The 21,225-nt window shown below is 66.1% G+C and carries 23 protein-coding genes; 9 read left to right on the forward strand and 14 right to left on the reverse strand.

Features of this window, described 5'->3' with window-relative positions; all coding sequences use genetic code 11:
* Window positions 1-68: 68 nt before the first annotated feature.
* The 4 genes from X566_RS13455 to X566_RS13470 all read right to left on the reverse strand — a co-directional run bounded on the left by X566_RS13455 (window position 69) and on the right by X566_RS13470 (window position 5,836).
* A complete protein-coding gene (locus X566_RS13455; RefSeq protein WP_034467022.1) occupies window positions 69-470 on the reverse strand; it encodes a DoxX family protein in 402 nt (133 codons plus the stop codon).
* Between the two features lie 98 nt (window positions 471-568).
* Window positions 569-1,045, reverse strand: a complete 477-nt coding sequence (greA, locus tag X566_RS13460) for a transcription elongation factor GreA (RefSeq protein WP_034467024.1) — start codon at window positions 1,043-1,045, stop codon at window positions 569-571.
* Between the two features lie 252 nt (window positions 1,046-1,297).
* Complete coding sequence (carB, locus tag X566_RS13465) at window positions 1,298-4,627, reverse strand: carbamoyl-phosphate synthase large subunit (RefSeq protein WP_034467026.1); 3,330 nt, start codon at window positions 4,625-4,627, stop codon at window positions 1,298-1,300.
* A 492-nt stretch (window positions 4,628-5,119) separates the two neighbouring features.
* Window positions 5,120-5,836: a class I SAM-dependent methyltransferase gene (locus X566_RS13470; protein ID WP_034467028.1), complete on the reverse strand. Its 717-nt coding sequence runs from the start codon at window positions 5,834-5,836 to the stop codon at window positions 5,120-5,122.
* Between the two features lie 256 nt (window positions 5,837-6,092).
* Here X566_RS13470 and X566_RS13475 point away from each other — a divergent pair, with 256 nt between their 5' ends.
* Entirely contained in the window at window positions 6,093-6,632 is a 540-nt protein-coding gene (locus X566_RS13475) for a DNA starvation/stationary phase protection protein (RefSeq protein ID WP_034468606.1), read from the forward strand.
* Between the two features lie 123 nt (window positions 6,633-6,755).
* Here the strand turns inward: X566_RS13475 and X566_RS13480 are convergent, their stop codons facing one another.
* A complete protein-coding gene (locus tag X566_RS13480; protein ID WP_051444075.1) occupies window positions 6,756-7,292 on the reverse strand; it encodes a PaaI family thioesterase in 537 nt (178 codons plus the stop codon).
* A gap of 149 nt (window positions 7,293-7,441) precedes the next feature.
* Between X566_RS13480 and X566_RS13485 the strand changes: the two genes are divergently transcribed.
* On the forward strand, window positions 7,442-8,020 hold the full coding sequence (locus tag X566_RS13485) for a TetR/AcrR family transcriptional regulator (protein ID WP_034467030.1): 579 nt from the start codon (window positions 7,442-7,444) through the stop codon (window positions 8,018-8,020).
* 198 nt (window positions 8,021-8,218) lie between these two features.
* Here X566_RS13485 and carA read toward each other — a convergent pair whose 3' ends face one another.
* Entirely contained in the window at window positions 8,219-9,409 is a 1,191-nt protein-coding gene (carA, locus tag X566_RS13490) for a glutamine-hydrolyzing carbamoyl-phosphate synthase small subunit (protein ID WP_034467033.1), read from the reverse strand.
* Between the two features lie 173 nt (window positions 9,410-9,582).
* Here carA and X566_RS13495 point away from each other — a divergent pair, with 173 nt between their 5' ends.
* From X566_RS13495 to X566_RS13510, 4 genes are all read left to right on the forward strand, one after another.
* Window positions 9,583-10,281: an alpha/beta fold hydrolase gene (locus X566_RS13495; RefSeq protein ID WP_034467036.1), complete on the forward strand. Its 699-nt coding sequence runs from the start codon at window positions 9,583-9,585 to the stop codon at window positions 10,279-10,281.
* Between the two features lie 114 nt (window positions 10,282-10,395).
* Complete coding sequence (locus tag X566_RS13500) at window positions 10,396-10,851, forward strand: GatB/YqeY domain-containing protein (protein ID WP_034467038.1); 456 nt, start codon at window positions 10,396-10,398, stop codon at window positions 10,849-10,851.
* Window positions 10,852-10,962: 111 nt separating this feature from the next.
* On the forward strand, window positions 10,963-11,508 hold the full coding sequence (locus tag X566_RS13505; RefSeq protein ID WP_034468611.1) for a GNAT family N-acetyltransferase: 546 nt from the start codon (window positions 10,963-10,965) through the stop codon (window positions 11,506-11,508).
* 158 nt (window positions 11,509-11,666) lie between these two features.
* Complete coding sequence (locus X566_RS13510; protein ID WP_034467041.1) at window positions 11,667-13,277, forward strand: acyl-CoA synthetase; 1,611 nt, start codon at window positions 11,667-11,669, stop codon at window positions 13,275-13,277.
* A gap of 202 nt (window positions 13,278-13,479) precedes the next feature.
* Here the strand turns inward: X566_RS13510 and X566_RS13515 are convergent, their stop codons facing one another.
* The 4 genes from X566_RS13515 to X566_RS13530 are packed head-to-tail and all read right to left on the reverse strand — an operon-like array spanning window position 13,480 to window position 15,279.
* Window positions 13,480-14,001: an SRPBCC family protein gene (locus X566_RS13515; RefSeq protein WP_034467043.1), complete on the reverse strand. Its 522-nt coding sequence runs from the start codon at window positions 13,999-14,001 to the stop codon at window positions 13,480-13,482.
* A gap of 20 nt (window positions 14,002-14,021) precedes the next feature.
* Window positions 14,022-14,471 (reverse strand): SRPBCC family protein, encoded by a 450-nt coding sequence (locus X566_RS13520; RefSeq protein ID WP_034467047.1) that lies wholly within the window; start codon window positions 14,469-14,471, stop codon window positions 14,022-14,024.
* Between the two features lie 45 nt (window positions 14,472-14,516).
* Window positions 14,517-14,972: an SRPBCC family protein gene (locus X566_RS13525; RefSeq protein WP_034467050.1), complete on the reverse strand. Its 456-nt coding sequence runs from the start codon at window positions 14,970-14,972 to the stop codon at window positions 14,517-14,519.
* The gene (locus X566_RS13530; RefSeq protein WP_034467053.1) at window positions 14,965-15,279 is read right to left on the reverse strand and encodes a helix-turn-helix transcriptional regulator; all 315 of its coding nucleotides are present in this window, start codon (window positions 15,277-15,279) and stop codon (window positions 14,965-14,967) included. The genes X566_RS13525 and X566_RS13530 overlap by 8 nt, the downstream gene beginning before the upstream one ends.
* 151 nt (window positions 15,280-15,430) lie before the next feature.
* Between X566_RS13530 and X566_RS13535 the strand changes: the two genes are divergently transcribed.
* Complete coding sequence (locus tag X566_RS13535; RefSeq protein ID WP_034467055.1) at window positions 15,431-16,045, forward strand: LysE family translocator; 615 nt, start codon at window positions 15,431-15,433, stop codon at window positions 16,043-16,045.
* Between the two features lies 1 nt (window position 16,046).
* On the opposite strand, the gene X566_RS13540 is transcribed toward X566_RS13535, so the two are convergent.
* Window positions 16,047-16,880: an N-formylglutamate amidohydrolase gene (locus tag X566_RS13540; protein ID WP_152539871.1), complete on the reverse strand. Its 834-nt coding sequence runs from the start codon at window positions 16,878-16,880 to the stop codon at window positions 16,047-16,049.
* 239 nt (window positions 16,881-17,119) lie between these two features.
* Here X566_RS13540 and X566_RS13545 point away from each other — a divergent pair, with 239 nt between their 5' ends.
* A complete protein-coding gene (locus X566_RS13545) occupies window positions 17,120-17,938 on the forward strand; it encodes a transglutaminase family protein (protein WP_034468616.1) in 819 nt (272 codons plus the stop codon).
* Between the two features lie 7 nt (window positions 17,939-17,945).
* On the opposite strand, the gene X566_RS13550 is transcribed toward X566_RS13545, so the two are convergent.
* Both X566_RS13550 and X566_RS13555 read right to left on the reverse strand, forming a co-directional pair.
* Window positions 17,946-18,380: a DUF1284 domain-containing protein gene (locus X566_RS13550; RefSeq protein ID WP_034467057.1), complete on the reverse strand. Its 435-nt coding sequence runs from the start codon at window positions 18,378-18,380 to the stop codon at window positions 17,946-17,948.
* 31 nt (window positions 18,381-18,411) lie between these two features.
* A complete protein-coding gene (locus tag X566_RS13555; RefSeq protein WP_034467067.1) occupies window positions 18,412-18,996 on the reverse strand; it encodes a biotin transporter BioY in 585 nt (194 codons plus the stop codon).
* A 213-nt stretch (window positions 18,997-19,209) separates the two neighbouring features.
* On the opposite strand from X566_RS13555, the gene X566_RS13560 reads away from it, so the two are divergent.
* On the forward strand, window positions 19,210-19,602 hold the full coding sequence (locus tag X566_RS13560) for a gamma-glutamylcyclotransferase (RefSeq protein WP_034467069.1): 393 nt from the start codon (window positions 19,210-19,212) through the stop codon (window positions 19,600-19,602).
* A 26-nt stretch (window positions 19,603-19,628) separates the two neighbouring features.
* On the opposite strand, the gene X566_RS13565 is transcribed toward X566_RS13560, so the two are convergent.
* Window positions 19,629-20,909: an MFS transporter gene (locus X566_RS13565; protein WP_034468618.1), complete on the reverse strand. Its 1,281-nt coding sequence runs from the start codon at window positions 20,907-20,909 to the stop codon at window positions 19,629-19,631.
* Window positions 20,910-21,225: the final 316 nt, after the last annotated feature.

The following is a 21,225-nucleotide window of genomic DNA, read 5'->3' on the forward strand; positions in this document are numbered from 1 at the left end:
TCAGCGCGCGCTGAACTGCGACCCGTCGCATACCGCGCCGAAGATGGGCGGTGCTTTCTTGCTTCCCGTTACTTGCGCTTCAGCAGCGCATCGACGCTCCAGCTGCCGCCGCCCGCGCAGGCGAGATACAGGAAGGTGAAGCAGTACAGCGCGGCGAGCTCGCCGCCGTTCAGCAGCGGATAGAAGCCCTTCGGCGCGTGCGCGATGAAGTAGGCGAATGCGGTCATGCCGGAGAGGATGAACGCCGACGCGCGGCTGAACAGCCCGATCACCAACAGCGCGCCGCCGATCAGCTCGATCACGCCGGCATTCCAGCTCATCGAGAACATCGCCGCGTTGTTCATCTGCGGATGGATCGGAAAGCCGAGCAGCTTCGCCGTGCCATGCTGCAGCACCAACAGCGCCGACATGATGCGCAGCACGCTGAGGACGCGCGGCGACCAGGCCGCGCTGAAACGATCGAGATTCATAATAAAGGAACTCCGGCTTCAGGGTCTGAAGCCGGAGGGTTAACCTGCGATGCGTGACACGCAAAGCACGGATGCGATCACAAATGCGCCAGTTTCGATTATTTCCACTCGATCTTGGCGACTTCGTAGGCCTTGGCGCCGCCCGGGGCGACCACCTCGACGGAGGCGCCCTTCTTCTTGCCGATCAGCGCGCGCGCCAGCGGCGAGGTGACGGAGATGCGGCCCTTCTTGGCGTCGGCTTCCGGCTCGCCGACGATCTGCCAGACCTTCTTCTGCTCGGTGTCTTCATCGACGAGGGTGACGGTCGCGCCGAACTTGATGGTGTCGCCCGACAGCTTCGACACGTCGATCACGTCGGCGCGCGCGAGCTTGTCTTCGAGCTCGGCGATCACGCCCTCGTTGTGCGACTGCTGTTCCTTGGCGGCATGATACTCCGCATTCTCGGAGAGATCGCCGTGCGAGCGCGCTTCGGAAATCTGCTGAATGATCCGCGGCCGTTCGACCTGCTGGCGATGCTTCAGTTCGCTCTCCAAAGCGACGTAGCCAGCCTGGGTCATCGGAATCTTGTCAACCATTCTTCGTCTTCCTTCAGTTCCGTGCGGTCCGGTCTCGCACCGGCCGTACAAAACCCGTTAGTGTTGCGTGCTTCAGTCACGCGTTCGGATTCACGCCACGCAGCGTTTCACGTTGTACGCCAGAGCGCGAGTCCCGTGTCTTGCGTACAGTTTACGGCCTCCGTAAGGAGCGCCGGTACTCATCTCATGATGCGGGAACAGAACAGCGCAGAGGCGCACCGGTTCCAACTATATACCAGAAGTCCCGGAAGATCACGCCGCCGGGAAGTAGCTCTGCAGGGTTCTGACCTCGAGATCGCCGCCCAGATAGCCCTTGATGCCCTGCGCCGCGGCCAAGGCCCCGGACAGGGTGGTGTAGTATGGCACCTTATGCAAGAGGGCGGCACGCCGCAGCGAGCGGCTGTCGGCCAGCGCCTGCGGCCCTTCCGTGGTGTTGAACACCAATTGGATCTCGCCGTTGGTTATCGCATCGACGATGTGCGGCCGGCCTTCCAGCACCTTGTTGATCTTCTCGGTCGGCACGCCGTTGTCGACCAGGAAGCGCTGGGTGCCGGAGGTGGCGATGATCTTGAAACCGGCCGAGGCGAGCAGCCGCACCGCGTCGAGGATGCGCACCTTGTCTTCGTCGCGCACCGAGACGAACACGGTGCCCTTGCGTGGAACGCGGGTGCCGCCGCCGAGCTGGCTCTTGGCGAAGGCGATCGCGAACGACTTGTCGAGGCCCATCACCTCGCCGGTCGATTTCATTTCCGGGCCGAGCACGGTGTCGACGCCGGGGAAGCGTGCGAACGGGAACACCGATTCCTTGACGCCGATGTGGTCGAGCTTGCGCGGGGCGAGCTTGAAGTCGGCGAGCTTCTCGCCGGCCATCACGCGCGCGGCGATCTTCGCCACCGGGCGGCCGATCACCTTGGCGACGAACGGCACCGTGCGCGAGGCGCGCGGGTTGACCTCGAGCACGTAGATCTCACTGTCCTTGATCGCGTACTGCACGTTCATCAGGCCGACCACGTCGAGGCCGAGCGCGAGCTCGCGCGTCTGCCGTTCGAGTTCGGCGACGGTCGCGGCCGGTAGCGAATGCGGCGGCAGCGCGCAGGCGGAATCGCCGGAGTGGATGCCGGCTTCCTCGATGTGCTCCATGATGCCGACGACGAACGTGTCCTTGCCGTCGGCGAGGCAGTCGACGTCCACCTCCACCGCGTCCGACAGGTAGCGGTCGAACAGCAGCGGATTCTTGCCGAGCACGGTGTTGATCTGCCCGGTCTTGTCGTTCGGATAACGCGCCTTGACGTCGGCGGGCACGAGCTCCGGCAGCGTGCCGAGCAGGTAGTCGCCGAGCTGGCCTTCGTCGCGGATGATCTGCATCGCGCGGCCGCCCAGCACGTAGGAGGGGCGCACCACCAGCGGGTAGTCGAGCTCGCCGGCGATCAGCCGCGCCTGCTCCACCGAGTAGGCGATGCCGTTCTTCGGCTGCTTGAGCTGCAGCTTGTCGAGGATGCGTTTGAAGCGGTCGCGGTCCTCGGCGAGGTCGATCGCCTCCGGCGAGGTGCCGAGGATCGGCACCTTGGCCTCTTCCAGCGCGTGCGCGAGCTTCAGCGGGGTCTGGCCGCCGAACTGCACGATCACGCCGTGCAGCGTGCCGTTGGAGCGCTCGGTGTCGATGATCTCCAGCACGTCTTCGGCCGTCAGCGGCTCGAAATAGAGGCGATCGGCGGTGTCGTAGTCGGTGGAAACCGTTTCCGGGTTGCAGTTGACCATGATGGTCTCATAGCCGGCATCGCCGAGCGCGAAGCAGGCGTGACAGCAGCAGTAGTCGAACTCGATGCCCTGGCCGATGCGGTTCGGGCCGCCGCCGAGGATGACGACTTTCTTGGCGTCCGACGGTGCGCTCTCGTCCGCGGCGGGGCCTGCGAACGGCGCCTCGTAGGTGGAGTACATGTAGGCGGTGGGGGATGCGAATTCGGCGGCGCAGGTGTCGATGCGCTTGAATACCGGCCGCACGCCGAGGCCGCGGCGATGCGCCTTCACCTCGGCCTCGCTCTTCTTCGCCAGCACCGCGAGCCGCGCGTCGGAGAAGCCCTTGGCCTTCAGCGCGCGCATGCCGGGCGCGTGCGGCGGCAGGCCGTGCTTGGCGACCTTCGCCTCGGTTTCGATGATGTCGCGGATCCGCGCCAGGAACCAGGGATCGATCTTGCAGGAGGCGAAGATGTCCTCGTCGCTCCAGCCGAGCCGCATCGCCTGCGCCACCTGCAGCAGCCGGTTCGGCGTCGGCGTGCCGAGCGCGGCGCGCACCGCGTTCTTGTCGTCGGAGCGGCCGATGCCCTCGATCTCGATCTCGTCGAGGCCGGTGAGACCGGTCTCGAGTCCGCGCAGCGCCTTCTGCAGGCTTTCCTGGAAGGTGCGGCCGATCGCCATCACCTCGCCGACCGACTTCATCGAAGTGGTCAGCGTCGTGCTGGCGCCGGGGAATTTCTCGAACGCGAAACGCGGGATCTTCGTCACCACGTAGTCGATGGTCGGTTCGAACGAGGCGGGCGTGGCGCCGCCGGTGATGTCGTTGGCGATCTCGTCCAGGGTGTAGCCGACCGCGAGCTTGGCTGCGACCTTGGCGATCGGGAAGCCGGTCGCCTTCGAGGCCAGCGCGGAGGAGCGTGACACGCGCGGGTTCATCTCGATCACGACCATCCGGCCGTCGGCTGGATTGACGCCGAACTGCACGTTCGAGCCGCCGGTCTCGACGCCGATCTCGCGCAGCACCGCCAGCGAGGCGTCGCGCATGATCTGGTATTCCTTGTCGGTCAGCGTCAGCGCCGGCGCGACCGTGATCGAATCGCCGGTGTGAACGCCCATTGGATCGACGTTCTCGATCGAGCAGACGATGATGCAGTTGTCCTTCTTGTCGCGGACAACCTCCATCTCGTACTCCTTCCAGCCGAGCACGGATTCCTCGATCAGCACCTCGTTGGTCGGCGAGGCGTCGATGCCGCGCTCGACGATCTCGATAAACTCCGCCTTGGTGTAGGCGATGCCGCCGCCGGTGCCGCCCATGGTGAAGGAGGGGCGAATGATCGCCGGCAGGCCGATCTCGTCGAGGGTACGCAGCGCGTCGGGCAGTGTCTTGATCTGATGCGAGCGCGGCGTCTCGAGGCCGATCTTGGTCATCGCGTCGCGGAAGCGCTGGCGGTCTTCCGCCTTGTCGATGGCGTCGGCGGTGGCGCCGATCATTTCCACGTCGAACTTCTCCAGCGTCCCCTGCTTGCGCAAGGAGAGCGCGCAGTTCAGCGCGGTCTGGCCGCCCATGGTCGGCAGCAGCGCGAAGCCGCCGGGAATGACGTGGCGTTCGTTCTCGATGATCTTGGCGACGATCTCCGGCGTGATGGGTTCGATATAGGTCGCATCGGCGAGTTCCGGATCGGTCATGATCGTCGCCGGGTTCGAGTTCACCAGCACGACGCGGTAGCCTTCGGCCTTCAGCGTCTTCACCGCCTGGGTGCCGGAGTAGTCGAACTCGCAGGCCTGGCCGATCACGATCGGACCGGCACCGATGATCAGGATGGTGGAGATGTCAGTTCTTTTCGGCATTGGCTCTCGTTCTAACCCGAAACTCGTCTGGCTGGGTGGCCGGCTCCGCGGTGAACGCTGGGTTCACCTGGGATACCGCAAGCCCATGATTTTTGGGTGGTTTCGATCCGGAAGCGTCCTGCGGCCGCAAGTGCCGGTCTGAACCACCACACGAAGGGGATGACGGCGCACAAAAAAAGGGCGCGCCTGCCGCGCGTCCCCTGCGAAACCCCCGCGCCAGGGTCGAACCTTGCGCGGGCCGTATCTAGACCAGAACGGCGGGGTGGGGAAGGGCTAAAACGGCCAATCCACCAGCATGTTCAGCATGTTCACCGGCGCCGGCCAGCGCCTGGGGAGGATGGGAAGGGAGTTGGAGGCCCGGCCTGGAGTTTAACCAGGATTAAGAACCGTGCAGGGCTCTTTGCGTAGACGTTCCGCCACCGGGCCGTCTTTATTTTTACTCGCGTCTCCTAACGAGTCGCTACCCGGGCGACGGGTGACCTGCGGCTATGGTTAACCCTTGACCGTTGGAGGCGCAGGCGTCGCGACGAACGACAGCCGCGCCGGCTGATGTTCGAAATTGAACGGCAGCCGCGCGGTGGCGAAGCCCGCCGCATTGATGCGGCCGACGATCTCCTGTTCCGAATAGGTGGTGACGCCGAGCTCGGCGCGGATGCGGCGGTAGGGCGACAGCACGGTGCGGATCAGTCCGCCGATCGCCGCGGTGAGAAAACCGTTGCGCCACGCATAACGCAGCAGCGCCAGCGCGTCCGAGGCCGGGCTCACGCCGGGCGGGATCACGTCGGCCAGCACCAGCCGGCCGTGCGGCGCGAGCAGCACCCGCCAGCGCCGCAACAGCGCGTCGAGTTCGTCCCGCGTCAGATATTGCGCCACCGAATTCGCCACGATCAGATCGAGCGATCCATCCGGCAGGGCCGCAAGCTCCTCCGGGCTGATCACCGCAATGTTTGCCACTGCGCCGAACCGGCTCCGCATGCTGTCGCGCACCCGCGAGGCGGCCTCGCAGAGCCACAGCCGCCCGACGCGCGCCGCGACCCGGTCCGCATGCAGCGCCTCGCCGCAGCCGAAGTCGAGCACCCTGGCGTCGCCGGCCGGTTGCAGATCGAGGATGCGGTCGGCGACGTCGCGATAGTGCAGGTCGAGGTGGCGTGCGTTGACGTAAATCGAGTGCTGCGAGTTCCAGAAGCTGATCCAGTCTTTCTCTGACATAAGGCCGTCGTGGAGCTGTTGTGTGCGGGGCAATGATCGGGAATGGCGGTCGGGCGGATGCGATTGGCGGCGTGCTAGCGGCGCGGCCGGGATTGGTTGATGAGGGGATCCTGATTTGAGGAAATCCAGGTTCCGATGCCGGAACTCCTGCTAGGATTGCGACGTTAAGGCCCCTGCAGCGTTATGTCCATCGCCGGTGCTGACACCGGCAGCAAGCGTCACAACCGCAAGCGTCACAACCGAAGGAATTTCCACCGTGAACAAGCCCGTCAAACTTGCGTCGAAAGAAAAGGTTGCCGCCGCGCTCGATACCCCCACCGACCTGTCGCAGGAGGGCGTGGACAAGATCAGCGCGGCGATGAACACCATCCTGGCTGATACCTTCGCGCTCTACCTCAAGACCAAGAACTTCCATTGGCACGTCTCGGGGCCGCACTTCCGCGATCTGCACCTGATGTTCGACGAGCAGGGGACCGAGATCCTCGGCACCACCGACGAGATCGCCGAGCGCGTGCGCAAGATCGGCGGCACCACGCTGCGCTCGATCGGCCAGATCGGCAAGCTGCAGACGCTGGAGGACAACGACGAGGCGTTCGTGCCGGCCATCGACATGCTGCGCGAGCTGATGAACGACAACAAGAAGGTGGTGAAGGCGATGCGTGAGGCGCACGAGATCGCCGACAAATACGACGACACCGCCACCGCGAGTCTGCTGGAGAACTTCATCGACGCGGCGGAGAAGCGGGTGTGGTTCCTGTTCGAGGCGAGCCGCGCCCAAGGAGACAACGCGCGCTGATCGCACCCGGCGGCTGCCGTTCTGGTCAGGGTCACCCGCGCAGCGTTATGACAAAAAAAGCGCCCGCCTTGCGGCGGGCGAAGCGGGACGTGAGAGGGATCGCGCCCCGGAAAATGATCCGCCCTAACCCTTGCCGGGGGCCGATCCCGTCGGCAGATCGAACACGAGGCAGGTGGTGGTGCCGTGCGCCAGCAGGCGGCCTGATGCGTCACGCAAATGCGCCTCGGCGGTCGCCACCCGGCGGCCGGCGGTCATCACCCGGCCCTCGGCCTGGATCGGGCCGGTGTCCTTGGTGATTGCTTTCACCAGGCTGACCTTGAACTCCAGCGTCGTATAGCCCTGGCCCTGCTCCAGCGTCGTATGCACCGAGCAGCCGAGCACGGTGTCGAGCAGCGTTGCCGCGTAGCCGCCATGCACCGAGCCGATCGGGTTGTAGAAGTCGAACGAGGGGATCGCCTCGGCGCGCGCATAGCCTTTCTCGACCTTGGTGATCAGGAAGTTCATCGTCCGGGTGATCGGCGGTGCCGGCAGCTTGCCGTCCAGCATCGCCTGCATGAAGGCGAGGCCGGACATCGAGGCCAGCACCTGCGGCGGCACCACGTCGTAGCGGCGCTCCTCCTGCAGCAGCGCGGCGATGTCCTTCGGCGGCGACACGTTCATGATTGCAACATCCTGGCTGGCTGATTATGATTACGTTCGTAACGAATAAATCGCACCCTGTCCATCGGCCTGCCGGAAGGCCAGCCATGCGGTGGTCGAGCCCGAAGGGCTCGCCGGGGCCGCGACGCGACATCCCAGCGGGAGGCTGCATGCGCATCACCAAGGAAAAAGCCGCGCAGAACCGGGCGCGGATCGTCGCCGCAGCCGCGCGTCTGTTCCGCGAGGAGGGGCTGGCCGGCGTCGGCATCGATGCGGTGGCCGCCGCGGCCGGGCTGACCCACGGGGCGGTCTACAGCCATTTCGACTCGAAGGAGGCGCTGGCCGCGGCCGCGGTCTCGCACGCGCTGGCCGACTCCATGGCCGGCTGGCTCGCGCTGACCGAGGGCTTGGACGAACGGGCCGCGTTCGAGCGGCTGATGAAGGCTTATGTCTCGCGGCTGCATCGCGACGAGCCCGGCGCCGGCTGCTCGATCGCGCTGCTCGGCGGCGAGGCGCAGCGCGCCGGCGCGCCGTTGCAGCAGGCGTTCAAGCAGGGTGTGGAGCAGATGCTGAGCGTGGTGGCGATGAGTGGCGGCAAGCCGCTCTCGGCCGAGCAGCGCGCATCGGCGATCGCCAACGTTGCAACGATGGTCGGCGCATTGGTGCTGGCGCGGGCGACGATCGCGGACCGTGCGCTGTCCGACGAGATTTTGAAGACGGTGCGGACGAAGCTGCTGGCGCTGGCGTGACGACCCAGCTTGAGGACGCAGTCTCCGACCTCAATCTCATTCTGAGCTCAATCCTCATGGTGGTGAGGAGGTCCGCAGGACCATCGCGAACCATGAGGCCGACGATGCAAGGCCACACGGGCCTCATCCGTCGCGACGGCCGCTAAGCGGTTTCCCCAGGATAAGGCCGAGCCTGCGGCACAAGCCCTGAAGAGCCGCTTACGCTGCCTTGCGCTTGCGCATCAAATCCGTGAAGCGCTTGAACAGGTAGTGCGAGTCGCGCGGGCCCGGCGAAGCCTCCGGGTGATACTGCACCGAGAACACCGGCTTGTCGGTCAGCGCGAGGCCGCAGTTCGAGTTGTCGAACAGCGACACATGCGTCTGCTGCACGTTCTTCGGCAGCGAATCCTTATCCACGGCGAAGCCGTGGTTCATCGAGGTGATCTCGACCTTGCCGGTGGTCATGTCCTGCACCGGGTGGTTCGCGCCGTGATGACCCTGATGCATCTTCACGGTCTTGCCGCCGAGCGCGAGGCCGAGCATCTGGTGACCGAGGCAGATCCCGAACGTCGGCACGCCGGACTCGATCACCTGCTTGATCACCGGCACCGCATACTTGCCGGTCTCCGCCGGATCGCCGGGGCCGTTCGACAGGAACACGCCGTCCGGCTTCAGCGCCAGGATGTCCTCCGCCGGGGTGGTCGCCGGAACGACGGTGACCTTGCAGCCTTCGCCGGCGAGCAGGCGTAGGATGTTGCGCTTGATGCCGTAGTCGATCGCCACCACGTTGAATTCCGGCTTGTCCTGCCGGCCGAAACCCTTGCCCCATTCCCACGGCGTCTCGTCCCAGACGAAACGCTGGCCGCTGGTCACCATCGGCACGAGGTCCATGCCCTCGAGCCCCGGCCACTCGCGCGCTTCCTGCCTCAGGCTGTCGAGGTTGAACGTGCCATCGGCGGCATGGGCGATCACCGCGTTCGGCATGCCCTTGGTGCGGATCAGCGCGGTCAGCGCGCGGGTGTCGATGCCGGCGAGGCCGATGATGCCGCGCGCCTTCAGCCACTGGTCGAGGTGGCGCGTCGCGCGGTAGTTCGACGGATCGGTGATGTCGGCGCGCAGGATGACGCCGCGCGCGCCCGGCGTCGCCGCCATGTTCAGCGCCTCGATGTCCTCCTCGTTGGTGCCGACATTGCCGACATGCGGGAAGGTGAAGGTGATGATCTGGCCCGCATAGGAGGGATCGGTGAGGATCTCCTCATAGCCGGTCATCGCCGTGTTGAAGCAGACTTCGCCCACCGCGAAGCCCTCCGCGCCGAGGCCGAAGCCTTCCAGCACGGTGCCGTCGGCAAGCACGAGGAGCGCGGTCGGTTTCGGTTCCGGCCAGGCTGATGCAGCGTCATTTTGTGTCATGAGCTCACCTCATAGTCCCTGTTGACTTTCTGCGTCAATGTCGACTTTCCGCATTGCCGCAAACTGTCAACATGCCTGATGAAAAACGCATGATTTGACACAAGTTTCCGGCCTCCTATGCTCGTTGGAGCAACCGCGACCTTGTCGATTTCTGTCGAAAACGGAGCCCGCCCATGCCCGACCTGCCGATTGTGCTCGTTCCAGGCCTGGGCAGCTCGGTCCGCAACCATCTGGCGATCCTGCCGACGCTCTGGCGGCACGGTTCGGTGATGGTGATCAACCAGACCCGCGACGACACCATCGCGGCGATGGCGAAACGGGCATTGGACGAAGCGCCGCCGCGCTTTGCGCTGATCGGCCATTCGCTGGGTGGCTACATCGTGCTGGAGATGATCCGCCAGGCGCCGGAGCGGATCACCCGGCTGGCGCTGCTCAACACCCAGGCGCGGCTCGATGCGCCGGAGACCACGGCGCTGCGGCTGCATCGGATCGCCGAGACCAAGGCCGGCCGCTATGCGGAGATGCAGGCGGCGAACTTCCCCGTCAGCGTGCATCCCTCGCGCGCGGAGGACCCGGAGCTGATCGAGATGGCGCGGCTGACGCGCGAGGACGCAGGCCCGGAGGCGTTCCTACGCCAGCAGGCGGCGATCATGGCGCGCAAGGACTCGCGGCCGTTCCTGAAGGACATCCGCGTGCCGGTGCTGGTGCTGTCGGGAGATCAGGACCGCTCGATCTCCAACGAGTATTCGCGGGAGATGGCGGACCTCATTCCCGGCGCCAAGCTCGTGATCGTGCCGCGCTGCGGCCATCTGGCGCCGGCCGAGCAGCCGGAAGCGGTGAGCGAGGCGCTGGAGGACTGGCTGGCTGCGTGATCGCGGACAGTGTTCGGATCAGATGATCGGATCACGCCCCATCCCTGATCGCGCAAGCCGTTGTGAAGCGCGGCGAAACCCCTTACATGCGTGCGTCTGACGAAGGAGACTGTCATGCTGCGCGACGCCATCAACACCGCTGTCAAGGAGGCCATGAAGGCCAAGGACGAGCGCAAGCTCTCCACGCTGCGCATGGTCAACTCCACCATCAAGAACGCCGACATCGACGCGCGCGGCCAGGGCAAACCGCCGCTCACTGACGAGGACCTGCTCGGCCTGTTGCAGAAGATGATCAAGCAGCGCCAGGAGTCGGTGGAGCTGTACGACAAGGGCGGCCGCGCCGAGCTTGCCGCGCAGGAGCGCGAGGAGATCGCGGTGATCTCCGCCTACCTGCCGAAGCAGCTTGGCGAGGACGACGTCAAGGCGGCGATCGCCGCCGCCATCGCCGAGACCGGTGCGGCCGGCATGAAGGACATGGGCAAGGTGATCGGCGTCCTGAAGGCGAAGTATGCGGGCCAGATGGACTTCGGCAAGGCCAGCGCGCTGGTGAAGGCCGCGCTGACCGGCTGAACGTCCGGGCCGCTGTCATTGATCTCTAGGCTATGCCCACTTTTCCAACTCCCGGCCATGATCGGCGGCTCTTCCCTGCCCCTTCTCATGTTTCAGTTTTGGAGAACGCCGATGAATGCCTCCGCGGCAACCGGCCATGTGACACTTGACCTTGCGACCAAGGCCGACCTGCCGCGCTTCCGCAAGGATCTTCAGGAAGCGTTTGCGATCGCTGTCGTGCAAACCTTCGGATCGGTCAACGATGGGCCGATCCCGCCCGATGAAGACGTGGCCGCCTCCTTCACGGCCCCGAATGCCGTTGCTCACCGAATCCTCGAGGACGGCCGATGGGTCGGTGGGGCCGTGGTTTCGATCGATACCGAGACGCAGCGGAACTCACTCGACTTCTTCTTCGTGCGCGCCGATGAATTGGGCCGTGGCATCGGCCGCAAGGCTTGGGCCGCGATTGAGGCGACATACCCGGACACAACGGTCTGGACGACCCACACTCCCTACTTCGAAAAGCGCAACATCCACTTCTACGTCAACGTCTGCGGCTTCCACATCGTGGAATATTACCACGCCGGCCACCCGGATCCGAACCGCCCGCATGAACCTGATCTGCCGGGCGACGACGGCATGTTTCGCTTTGAGAAGCGTGCGCAAGAAGTCCGGTAGCTGAGTGGGCCGCGCTTTGCCTGTGGGGCGTGAGAGCCCGCTCACGCACAAGCTGCGGCGCCGCGGATCGACCGATGTTTGATATTGCGATGCTCCCGTCCGCTCGGGGCCAGGGATCCAAATTGTAGAGTCGGCGCAGTTGCTTTAGTCTCTCCCGCATGCTCACCGAGACCGACGATTACGACAGGCTCTATCGCGATTTTCGCTGGGACATCCCCGAGCATTTCAACATCGGCACCGCTTGCGTCGATGCGCATGCGGACGGCTCCGGCAAGCTGGCGCTGATCGATGTTGCCGCCGACGGCTCGGCACAGCGCTATTCGTTCGACGATCTGAAGGCGCTGTCCGGCCGCTTCGCCAACGTGCTGCAGGCGGACGGGCTTGTGCGCGGCGATCGCGTCGGCGTGTTCCTCGCGCAGTCGATGGAGCTGCCGGTGGTTCATCTCGCCGCGTTCCGCTCCGGCCTCGTGTCGGTGCCGCTGTTCACGCTGTTCGGCGAGGATGCGCTGGAGTTTCGCCTGATCGACAGCGCGGCGAAGGTGGTCGTCACCGATGCCGAAGGCTTCGAGAAGCTGGCGCGCATCCGCGACCGGCTGCCGGCCTTGACCCGCATCTATGTGACCGGCGCACGGGTGCCGGACGGCGCGGCCTCGTTCCGCCAGGCGATCGAGAAGGCATCGGCGGCGTTCACGCCGGCGCTGACCCGCGCCGAAGATCCGGCCATCATCGTCTATACCTCCGGCACTACCGGTAATCCAAAGGGTGCGCTGCATGCGCATCGTCTGCTGCTCGGTCACCTGCCGAGCATCCAGATGTGCCACGACTTCTTTCCGAAGCCGGATGACCTCTACTGGACGCCGGCGGACTGGGCCTGGCTCGGTGGGCTGTTCGATGCGCTGTTTCCGGCCTGGTATTTCGGCGTGCCGATCGTCGCCAGCCGCGCGCGCAAGTTCGAGCCGCAGGCGGCGGTCCGGCTGATGGCCGAGCACAAGGTGCGCAACGTGTTCTTCCCGCCGACCGCGCTGAAGCTGATGCGGCAGGCGAACGTGACGGCGGAGGGCGTCAAGCTGCGCAGCATCATCTCCGGCGGCGAGTCGCTCGGCGCCGAGCTGGTGGACTGGGTGCGCGCGACCTTCGGCATCGATGCCAACGAGATCTACGGCCAGACCGAGTGCAACATCGCGGTCGGCAACTGCCCGCGGCTGTTTCCGATCCGTCCCGGCTCGATGGGCCGCCCGGTGCCGGGATTCGACGTGCGCATCCTCGACGAGAAGGGCAGGGAAGTCGCTGATGGCGACACCGGCAGCATCGGCATTCATCGCAGCGCGGCGGCGACGCTGCTCGCCTACTGGAACAATCCGGATGCGACGCGGGCGAAGTTCGTCGGCGATTATCTGATGACCGGCGACCTCGGCCGCCGCGATGCGGACGGCTACTTCTGGTACGTCAGCCGCGACGACGACATCATCACCTCGGCCGGCTATCGCATCGGCCCCTCGGAGATCGAGAACACGCTGATCAAGCATCCGGCGGTGGCGATTGCCGCGGTGGTCGGCATCCCCGATCCGATCCGCACCGAGGCGATCAAAGCCTGGATCGTGCTGCGGCCGGGCTTTGCGGCCAGCGACGATCTCGCGCGCGAGATCCAGGCGTTCGTCAGGGTGCAGCTCTCGGCGCATGAGTATCCGCGCTACGTTGCCTTCACCGATAGCCTGCCGATGACCGCGACCAGCAAGGTGATCCGCCGCGCGCTGCGCGCGCGGGGGTGAGTGTTGCGAAGTGGTTCGACAAGTGTTGCTGTCATTCCGGGGCGCGTCGAAGACGCGAGCCCGGAATCCATACGCCCGGTGCTAGTTGCCGTTTCTAGGAATATCTCCCGCCGACCAACAGAAACAGGGGATATGGATTCGGGGCTCGATGCTGCGCATCGCCCCGGAATGACGATTCTCGAATCGTTGGCCTTAAAGCGGCTTATGCCTCTCCCGGAATCGTGATCCCCAGCGCCTTCAGCGCATCCAGCATGCGTTGCGGCGGCGCCATCGGGATCGTCAGCGCCTTGCCGGTCTCCAACAGGCTCTTCAGGCTCGACAGGATCGCCGGCCAGCCCTCGCGGCCGCCCGACAGGATGTCATCGCTGATCGGCTGCGCGTGCAGTTGCGACATGGTGAGCTTCACGGTGTCGCCCGCCGGCGCGATCTCGTAGCGCACCAGTTCGACGCCGAGCGCTTCGACGAGGCCCGGCCAGTTGACGTTGAAGGTCACCGTCAGCTTGTTCGGCCGCTCGCACTCGATCACTTCGCCGCTGATGTGGACCGAGCCGTCGGGCGCGCGCAGCACGAACGCGCCGCCGATCCTCTCCTCGACCTCGACGGCGAGGCCGGAGAAGTATTGCCGGCTGAATTCCGCCGACACCAGCGCCTGCCACACCTGGTCAGGTGTCGCGGCGATATAGATCGAATAGACGATGCCGGGTTTGTACTGGCTGATATCCATCGGCTCACGCTCCAGCGTTGTCAGGACTGCATCACGGACAGCGGCAGCGGCCGGCCGCTTTCCAGGAAGCTCTTCAGGCTCGACAGCACCAGCGGCCAGCCGGTCGCGATGCTCGGCAGCACCTTGCTGGCCTCGGGGAAGCCTGCATGGGTGACGGTGAGCTTCACATGGTCGCCGTGCTGCACGAGGTCATAGCTGACCCGCGACGGCGTCTCCTTCGCCAGCTCCGGGTCGTAGAGCGGGTGCCAGGTGTAGACGAGGCGCTTCGGCGGATCGCATTCGATCACCACGCCCTCGTCGGTGACCTTGCCGTCCTTGCCGAGGGCGGTCGGCGCGCCGATCTTGAGGCTCGAGTCGAAGCGGTAGCCGAACCAGTAGTGTTCGGTGAAGTGGCCGTCGGTCAACGCCTGCCACAGCTTTTCAGGCGTGGTTTCGATGTAGGTGACGTAGACGAATTCGGGCTTGTGCATGGCGTATCTCCGGAAAACGTTCTGACGAGGCCGTCGGCCGGTCTGTCAGCCTTTCCACGACCGCTGCGTCATCGGCATCGCCGCGCCGGTTTCCAGCATCGTCTTCAGGCTGGAGAGAATGGCCGGCCAGCCGCCGCTGATGGCGCGCAGCATCTCCGCATCCAATTCGCTGTGGGTGACGGTCAGCTTCACCGCGCCGAACGCGTCCTCGATGTCGAAGGCGACGCGGGAGGTTTTCTCCGGCTTCGATACGTCGTCGGGACGCGCCCAGGTGATGACGAGACGGTGCGGCGGCTTGCTCTCGACCACGGTGCCGGCGACCGCGACGTCGCTGCTGTCATCATAGCTTTCGTGTCGCCACGGCGAGCCTTGCTGCCAGTCCGAGCGGTTGGTGCGGCGGCCCCAGTAGTCCTTGGTCATCTCGGGGTCCTGCAGGGCACGCCAGACCTTCTCAGGCGTGGTCTGGATGTAGATGACGTAGACGTATTCAGGCTTACTCATCACGCGTCTCCAACTGACGTTTCAGCTCGCTGAGCGCATCCAGCTTCGACCGCTCGAACTTCTTGATCCAGCGTTCGCCGATCTGATGGATCGGCACCGGATTGAGGTAGTGCAGCTTCTCGCGGCCGTGCTTGATCGTGGCCACGAGATTGGCGTCTTCCAGAATTCCCAGGTGCTTCGTCACCGCCTGCCGGGTCATCGCCAGCCCATCGCACAGCTCGTTCAGCGTCTGCCCGTTGCGTGCGTGCAGCCGGTCGAGCAGTTGCCTTCTGGATGCATCGGCCAGCGCCCTGAAGACCTCGTCCATGGGTTGGATAATATGCAACCATTTGGTTGCATGTCAAGCGGCTTTCGACGACAGCGTCAAGGGCGGGCCCTGGGAAACCAGCGTTGCGTGGCGGTGGCTGTCGCGTGCTTCGGCCGCGCCGTATAACCGCGTGCGATCCTGGAGCGCGCCAATGTCCCTTGAGCTTTATCTCGCCTATGTCGTGGCCTGCATCGCGCTGGCGATCGTGCCGGGGCCGAACGTGACGCTGCTGATCGCCAACGGCCTGCGGCATGGCACCCGCGCGGCGATGCTCTGCCTCGCCGGCACGCAGCTTGGACTCGCGATCGTCATCGCCATCGTCGGCGCAGGGCTGACGACGCTGATGGCGACCATGGGCTACTGGTTCGACTGGCTGCGGCTTGCGGGCGCGGCCTACCTGATCTGGCTCGGTATCGGCATGCTCCGGGCGAAGGCGACGTTCACCGCGGACGACAACGCCGCGCCGCCACGCGGCGGCTTCTTCCTGCAGGGGCTGCTGGTGCTGCTCTCCAATCCGAAGGTGCTGGTGTTCTTCGGCGCCTTCATCCCGCAATTCGTCGACATGAAGGGCGATCACTTCAGCCAGGTCGCGCTGCTCGGCGTCACCTTCATGGTCGCGGCCGGCGTCACCGATGCGATCTACGCGCTGCTCGCGGGCCGCGCCCGCGCGTTCCTGTCGGCGCGGCGGGCACAGCTGCTGTCGCGGATGTCGGGCCTGTTCATGATCGGCGGCGGCGTCTGGCTGGCGCTGACGCGGGCGCGCTAGCTCACAGTGCGGGATCGGCCGGATCGCCGACGATCAGGCCGAGTTCGCCGCTCTCCTCCAGCACCTGTTTGAAGATGCGCGTCAGCCGTTCGGCCCAGGCGTGCTGCCCGGCCGCGTCGGCGATCAGATCCTGGCGGATCTCGATGCCGGTGTGGATCAGGCCGCGTCGCTCGGCATGCACCGGGATCGCGTAGTCGGTCGCGTCGCTCGCCGCATAGGGCTGGTTGTCGCCGACCACGAGATCGCCTTCCGCATGCAGCAGCCGCAGCAGCATCGTCGCGAGACGCTTGTCGCGGTTGTACAGCGTGCCGATGTGCCAGGGCCGCGCCACACCGGCATAGACCGGCGTGAACGAGTGCATCGCCAGCAGGATCGTCGGCTGCCGTTCGCGGGCGCGCTGGTCGAGAACCTGCGCGATGCGGTCGTGATAAGGCTGGAAGATCGCGATGCGGCGCGCCTCGGCTGCCGCCGGCGCGAGGTTTTCGTTGCCGGGGATCGGCGTCGCTTCACTGAGGACCGGGATCGACGACGGCACGCCGGGCGGGCGGTTGCAGTCGATGACGAGGCGCGAGTAGCGCTGCGCGATCAGGTGCGCATCGAGGCTCTTCGCCAGCCGCTGCACGACGCCGGCGATGCCGATGTCCCAGGCGATGTGCCGCTGCCGTTCGCTCTCCGACACGCCGAGGTCGCCGAGCGCGCGCGGAAACAGCCGCCCGTAATGATCGCAGGTGAGCAGCAGCGGCGAAGCGCCGCGCACGTTTTCCTCAAGCACTGGAGGAACTTCGTCGGCGCTCAGGAGTCTTGAAACATCATCAGCCTTCATCGGGTGGCTCATCGATCATTCGCCTCAATCATTCGCCTCGGCGTGGTGAGTCTTGGTGTCGTGGTGAGTCTTGGCGTGGTGAGTCTTGCAGCAACCTGCCGATCGTCCAGCGGCGGAACGGTCCACCATTGAACTGCGCTGATGGAAAAGGAAAGTGCGGTGTTATGATGAATGCTCTTGTGCAGCCCAGGCAGGATTTCGCGGCCGAGCATGCGGCCGTCGCCGTTGCAATGCCGCGCGATGCCTTGCCGATGCGGATCGAGGTGGGCTTCGACATCGCCTACGAGACGACGGCGCCGACGCCGTTGGTGACCCTGCTCAACATTCATCCCTCGCGCCGGGGTGACATCATCGGCCGCGAAGTGGTCGTCACCGATCCACCGGTGCCGATCCGCTGCTATCTCGACAGCTTCGGCAACGTCTGCGGCCGGCTGACGGCGCCCGCCGGCGGCATTCGCCTGCGCGGCCATGNCGTCGTCGCCGATACCGGACTGCCGGATGCGGAAGCGCTGGAGGCGCCGCAGCTGCCGGTCGAGCAGCTTCCCGATGCCTGCCTGCTCTATCTGATGGCGAGCCGCTATTGCGAAACCGACAAGCTCGGCGACATCGCCTGGTCGCTGTTCGGCAAGGTCGAGCCCGGCTGGCGGCGGGTCCAGGCGATCTGCGATTTCGTGCACGGGCATCTGGCGTTCGGCTACCAGCACGCGCACCCGGGCAAGACCGCGTGCGACGCCTATCACGAGCGGCGCGGCGTCTGCCGGGATTTCGCCCATCTCGCGATCACGCTCTGCCGCTGCATGAACATTCCGGCGCGCTATGCGACCGGCTATCTCGGCGACATCGGCGTGCCGCGCGCGGCCCTGCCGATGGATTTCTCGGGCTGGTTCGAGGCCTATCTCGGCGGCCGATGGTATGCGTTCGATGCCCGCCACAACCAGCCCCGCATCGGCCGCATCCTGATGGCGACCGGGCGCGACGCAGCCGACGTGGCGCTGACCACGAGTTTCGGATTCGTTCGCTTGAAGCGTTTCGCGGTGTTCACCGACGACGTCACCGACATCATCGAATGAGCGGCGGTCAGCACGGCGTGCGGCTCTGGACCCGCGCATCGGGATAGCCGCCCGCGGCAACGTGGCTGCACAGCTTGAACCACTCGCAACTCTTGCAGGCGGCCCGCGTCGTGCCGGCGGCGAAGCCCTCGCGCATGCGCGTAAGCAGCGGCGCATCGAGCGTCAGCGTGGTGCCGGGCGCGACCGGCCGGCCGATCAGTTCGCCGACGTCGCGGGCGGCGTGCGCGTCGCGCTCGATGACGCTCGCGCGGTGGCAGTGGGGATTGGCTTCGGCGAGCAGCGGGGCGCAGACGTCGTCCGGCCCCGCCACGATCAGGATGTCCTCGCCGCCGCCCAGCCGCTTCGCGATCACGTCGTAGTTCGCCGTGAAGGCGGGCGTGTAGCCCTTGCCGACATAGGTCAGCATGCAGAGCAGGTGGTGGGCGCGCAGGCGGATCGTCACCGGGGTTCGCGTGGTTACGATTTCAGTTGGCTTACTTGGCCGGCTTCGCGGTCAGATGCGTGACCGCCTTCAGCGTTGCCGCGCCGAGCGCCGACTTCAGCACCGTGCCGACGATGAACGGCACCACGCCGTACATGAAGGCGAGCTTGCCGCCGATCAGCACCGCGAGCCAGGCCGCGCCGCCGGCGAGGCAGACCACATGGCCGAGCACCATCGCTGCGAAGGCGAGCATCACGCGGTTGCCGTTCCAGCCTTGCGCCACCAGCCAGCCGGTCAACGCCGCGGCGAACGGGAACGCGACCAGGTAGCCACCGGTCTTGCCGAGGAACGGAGCGATGCCGGCCGCGCCGCCGGCGAACACCGGCAAGCCGAGCGCGCCTTCCAGCAGCCAGGCGAGCACGGTGATGGTGCCGAGCCGGGCGCCGTAGAGCGCGCCGACCAGCAGCACCGCGAAGGTCTGCATCGTCACCGGCACCGGAATCATCGGCACGCTGATGTAGGATGACAGGGTCAGGAACGCCGTGCCGAACACGACGGCGCCGGCCTGCCAGGTCAGCGGCCGGTTGTTCAGACCGAGCAGGTCCTGTTGCAGGCTTCGTGAGGTAGCGTTCGACATGGTGGTCCCCTGGGGCACGAGTGATTGCACCTTTGCTTTGCCAGCAGCCGCGCGGTTGAGGCAAGCCCGCTGCGATGCAACCGGGGCATACCCGCCCGGCGGGGGAAAAGATCGCTCAATTGCTAGGCAGCGGGAGCATGGTTTCCTGGCTCGTGCCGCGCTTGCGCGCGCTGTAAACAGGCCGCCTCAAGACAGGTCGCGTTGGGAGGGACCATGCAGGATCGCCTGTTCGTCTTCGGTACGCTGTTGAGCGGCTACGATCATCCGATGGCGCGCAGGCTCGCGCGCGAGGCCGATCGCGTCGGCGAGGCGCGCTGCAGCGGCCGTCTCTATCTCGTGCGGCATTATCCCGGCATGGTGCCGTCGGACGATCCCGCCGAGCAGGTGTTCGGCGAACTGTACCGGCTGCGCGGGCCGGCGCTGCTGCGCGCGCTCGATGACTACGAAGGATGCGGTGAAGCCGACGCGGAACCGACCGAGTTCGTGCGGCGACGCTGCACCGTCACGCTGATCGACGGCAGCCGCAGCGAGGCCTGGACCTATCTCTACAACCGTCCAGTGGCGCACCTGCCACGGATCGCCTCGGGCCGGTTCCTGGCGCATTGAAGCGGCATCGTAGGCCGGGCACCTCGTCAGGTCGGGCACGGCTTGCGCGCGGCGGTGAATTCGGTGGCGAACAGGCCGGCCGCGATCAGCGCGAATGCAAAGCCGATCGCGCTGACGGTGGCGATGCCGCCATGGGCGAGGGCATAGCCGCTGACGGCGGAGCCGACCGCGCCGCCGAGGAAGAACAGCGCGAGGTAGAGCGCGTTGAGGCGGCTGCGGATCTCCGCCGGCAAGGCATAGATCGCGCGCTGGCCGGCGACCATGTTGGCCTGCACGCCGGCGTCCAGCACGATGCCTGCGGCGACCAGGGCGGCGAGCGCGAGGTTGCGCCCGGCCGTGCCGAAGCTGTCTGCGCCGTGGCCGCCGATCCAGGCGAGCACGAAACTCAAGGCAACCGCGAGGATCGCAACGCCGGTCACCGTGCGGCCATAGCCCTTGTCGGCGAGCCGCCCGGCGACCGGTGCGATCAGCGCGCCGGTGACGCCGCTCAGCAGGAACAGCGACAGCGCGGTGGGGCCGAGCGCGAATGGCGGCTGCTGCAGCAGCAGCGGTGATGCGGTCCAGAACACGCTGAACGCTGCGAACAGCAGCGCCTGATAGGCCGCGCGCCGCTGCAGCACCGGATTGGTGCGCAGGATCGTCCACAGCGAGCGCAGCAGGCCCGCATAGCTCATTGTTGCATCCGGCTTACGGCGCGGTAGCGTGCGGGCCATCAGCGCGATGATGGCTGTGATCGACAGCGTCGCCAGCACGTAGACGCCGCGCCAGCCGACGAAGCCCGACAGCAATGTCGAGAGCGGCCGCGCCAGCAGGATGCCGAGCAGCAGCCCGCTCATCAGCGTACCGACGGTCTGGCCGCGCTGGTGCGGCGGCGACAGGTGTGCCGTCAGCGGCACGATCATCTGCGTCGCCGTCGTCGTCAGGCCGAGCAGGACCGAGGCGAGCACGAACACGGCGGCTATGGGCGCCGCGGCGGCAAGCAAGAGACTCGCAGCGAGCGCGCCCAGCGTCGTGATGATCAGCGTCTTGTTCTCGATCAGGTCGCCGAGCGGCACCAGGAACAGGAGCCCCGCGACGTAGCCGAGCTGGATCACTGTGACGATCAGCCCGGCCTCGGCGAGGTCGAGGCCGAATGACTGGCTGATCGGGCCCGCCAGCGGCTGGGCATAATAGAGGTTGGCGACGGTGACGCCGGCCGCCACCGACAGCGACAGGATCAGGCCCCGGCTTAGGACGGTTGGGCTTGGTGCAGCTGGACTTGGTGCGGGCCGTGGGGCAGGCGCCGCGTCAGGGGACGTGTGGGGCATGGCAGCAGGCAGACCGGGAGGAGCAGACCAGCGGGGCTGGATCGGCCGGAGACATGTCGTCTGCATGTGGTTCCCTGCGGATCGATGGGGAAGACCGCCGGGCGCGAGGCTGCTATGCTGCAAAGCAGCAAACGATTCCTTGCCGCGCAGCCGTGCGAATCCTTGTCCAGGGTTCGCCTGAATCCTTGGCAAGGCGGGTCGGCCCCTGTGAATAGCCGGGGACAAGCGCGGCAACGCTCGGCTTCGGGCGAGAGGCAGCCTATATCCATGATTGGTGACCGGCCCTGCCGCGGCGGGCCAAGCTGACAAGCCAGGT

This window comes from Afipia sp. P52-10 (genome assembly GCF_000516555.1).
Classification (GTDB): domain Bacteria; phylum Pseudomonadota; class Alphaproteobacteria; order Rhizobiales; family Xanthobacteraceae; genus P52-10.

Coding starts and splice junctions, on each gene's coding strand:
- X566_RS13515 (WP_034467043.1), bottom strand. CDS start 14,001: ATGGATATCAGCCAGTACAAACCCGGCATCGTCTATTCGATCTATATC.
- X566_RS13500 (WP_034467038.1), top strand. CDS start 10,396: ATGCTGCGCGACGCCATCAACACCGCTGTCAAGGAGGCCATGAAGGCC.
- X566_RS13505 (WP_034468611.1), top strand. CDS start 10,963: ATGAATGCCTCCGCGGCAACCGGCCATGTGACACTTGACCTTGCGACC.
- X566_RS13525 (WP_034467050.1), bottom strand. CDS start 14,972: ATGAGTAAGCCTGAATACGTCTACGTCATCTACATCCAGACCACGCCT.
- X566_RS13495 (WP_034467036.1), top strand. CDS start 9,583: ATGCCCGACCTGCCGATTGTGCTCGTTCCAGGCCTGGGCAGCTCGGTC.
- X566_RS13455 (WP_034467022.1), bottom strand. CDS start 470: ATGAATCTCGATCGTTTCAGCGCGGCCTGGTCGCCGCGCGTCCTCAGC.
- X566_RS13480 (WP_051444075.1), bottom strand. CDS start 7,292: ATGAACGTGTCGCCGCCGAAGGACATCGCCGCGCTGCTGCAGGAGGAG.
- X566_RS13470 (WP_034467028.1), bottom strand. CDS start 5,836: ATGTCAGAGAAAGACTGGATCAGCTTCTGGAACTCGCAGCACTCGATT.
- X566_RS13530 (WP_034467053.1), bottom strand. CDS start 15,279: ATGGACGAGGTCTTCAGGGCGCTGGCCGATGCATCCAGAAGGCAACTG.
- X566_RS13560 (WP_034467069.1), top strand. CDS start 19,210: ATGCAGGATCGCCTGTTCGTCTTCGGTACGCTGTTGAGCGGCTACGAT.
- X566_RS13510 (WP_034467041.1), top strand. CDS start 11,667: ATGCTCACCGAGACCGACGATTACGACAGGCTCTATCGCGATTTTCGC.
- carA (WP_034467033.1), bottom strand. CDS start 9,409: ATGACACAAAATGACGCTGCATCAGCCTGGCCGGAACCGAAACCGACC.
- X566_RS13565 (WP_034468618.1), bottom strand. CDS start 20,909: ATGCCCCACACGTCCCCTGACGCGGCGCCTGCCCCACGGCCCGCACCA.
- X566_RS13555 (WP_034467067.1), bottom strand. CDS start 18,996: ATGTCGAACGCTACCTCACGAAGCCTGCAACAGGACCTGCTCGGTCTG.
- X566_RS13520 (WP_034467047.1), bottom strand. CDS start 14,471: ATGCACAAGCCCGAATTCGTCTACGTCACCTACATCGAAACCACGCCT.
- X566_RS13540 (WP_152539871.1), bottom strand. CDS start 16,880: ATGAGCCACCCGATGAAGGCTGATGATGTTTCAAGACTCCTGAGCGCC.
- greA (WP_034467024.1), bottom strand. CDS start 1,045: ATGGTTGACAAGATTCCGATGACCCAGGCTGGCTACGTCGCTTTGGAG.
- X566_RS13485 (WP_034467030.1), top strand. CDS start 7,442: ATGCGCATCACCAAGGAAAAAGCCGCGCAGAACCGGGCGCGGATCGTC.
- carB (WP_034467026.1), bottom strand. CDS start 4,627: ATGCCGAAAAGAACTGACATCTCCACCATCCTGATCATCGGTGCCGGT.
- X566_RS13535 (WP_034467055.1), top strand. CDS start 15,431: ATGTCCCTTGAGCTTTATCTCGCCTATGTCGTGGCCTGCATCGCGCTG.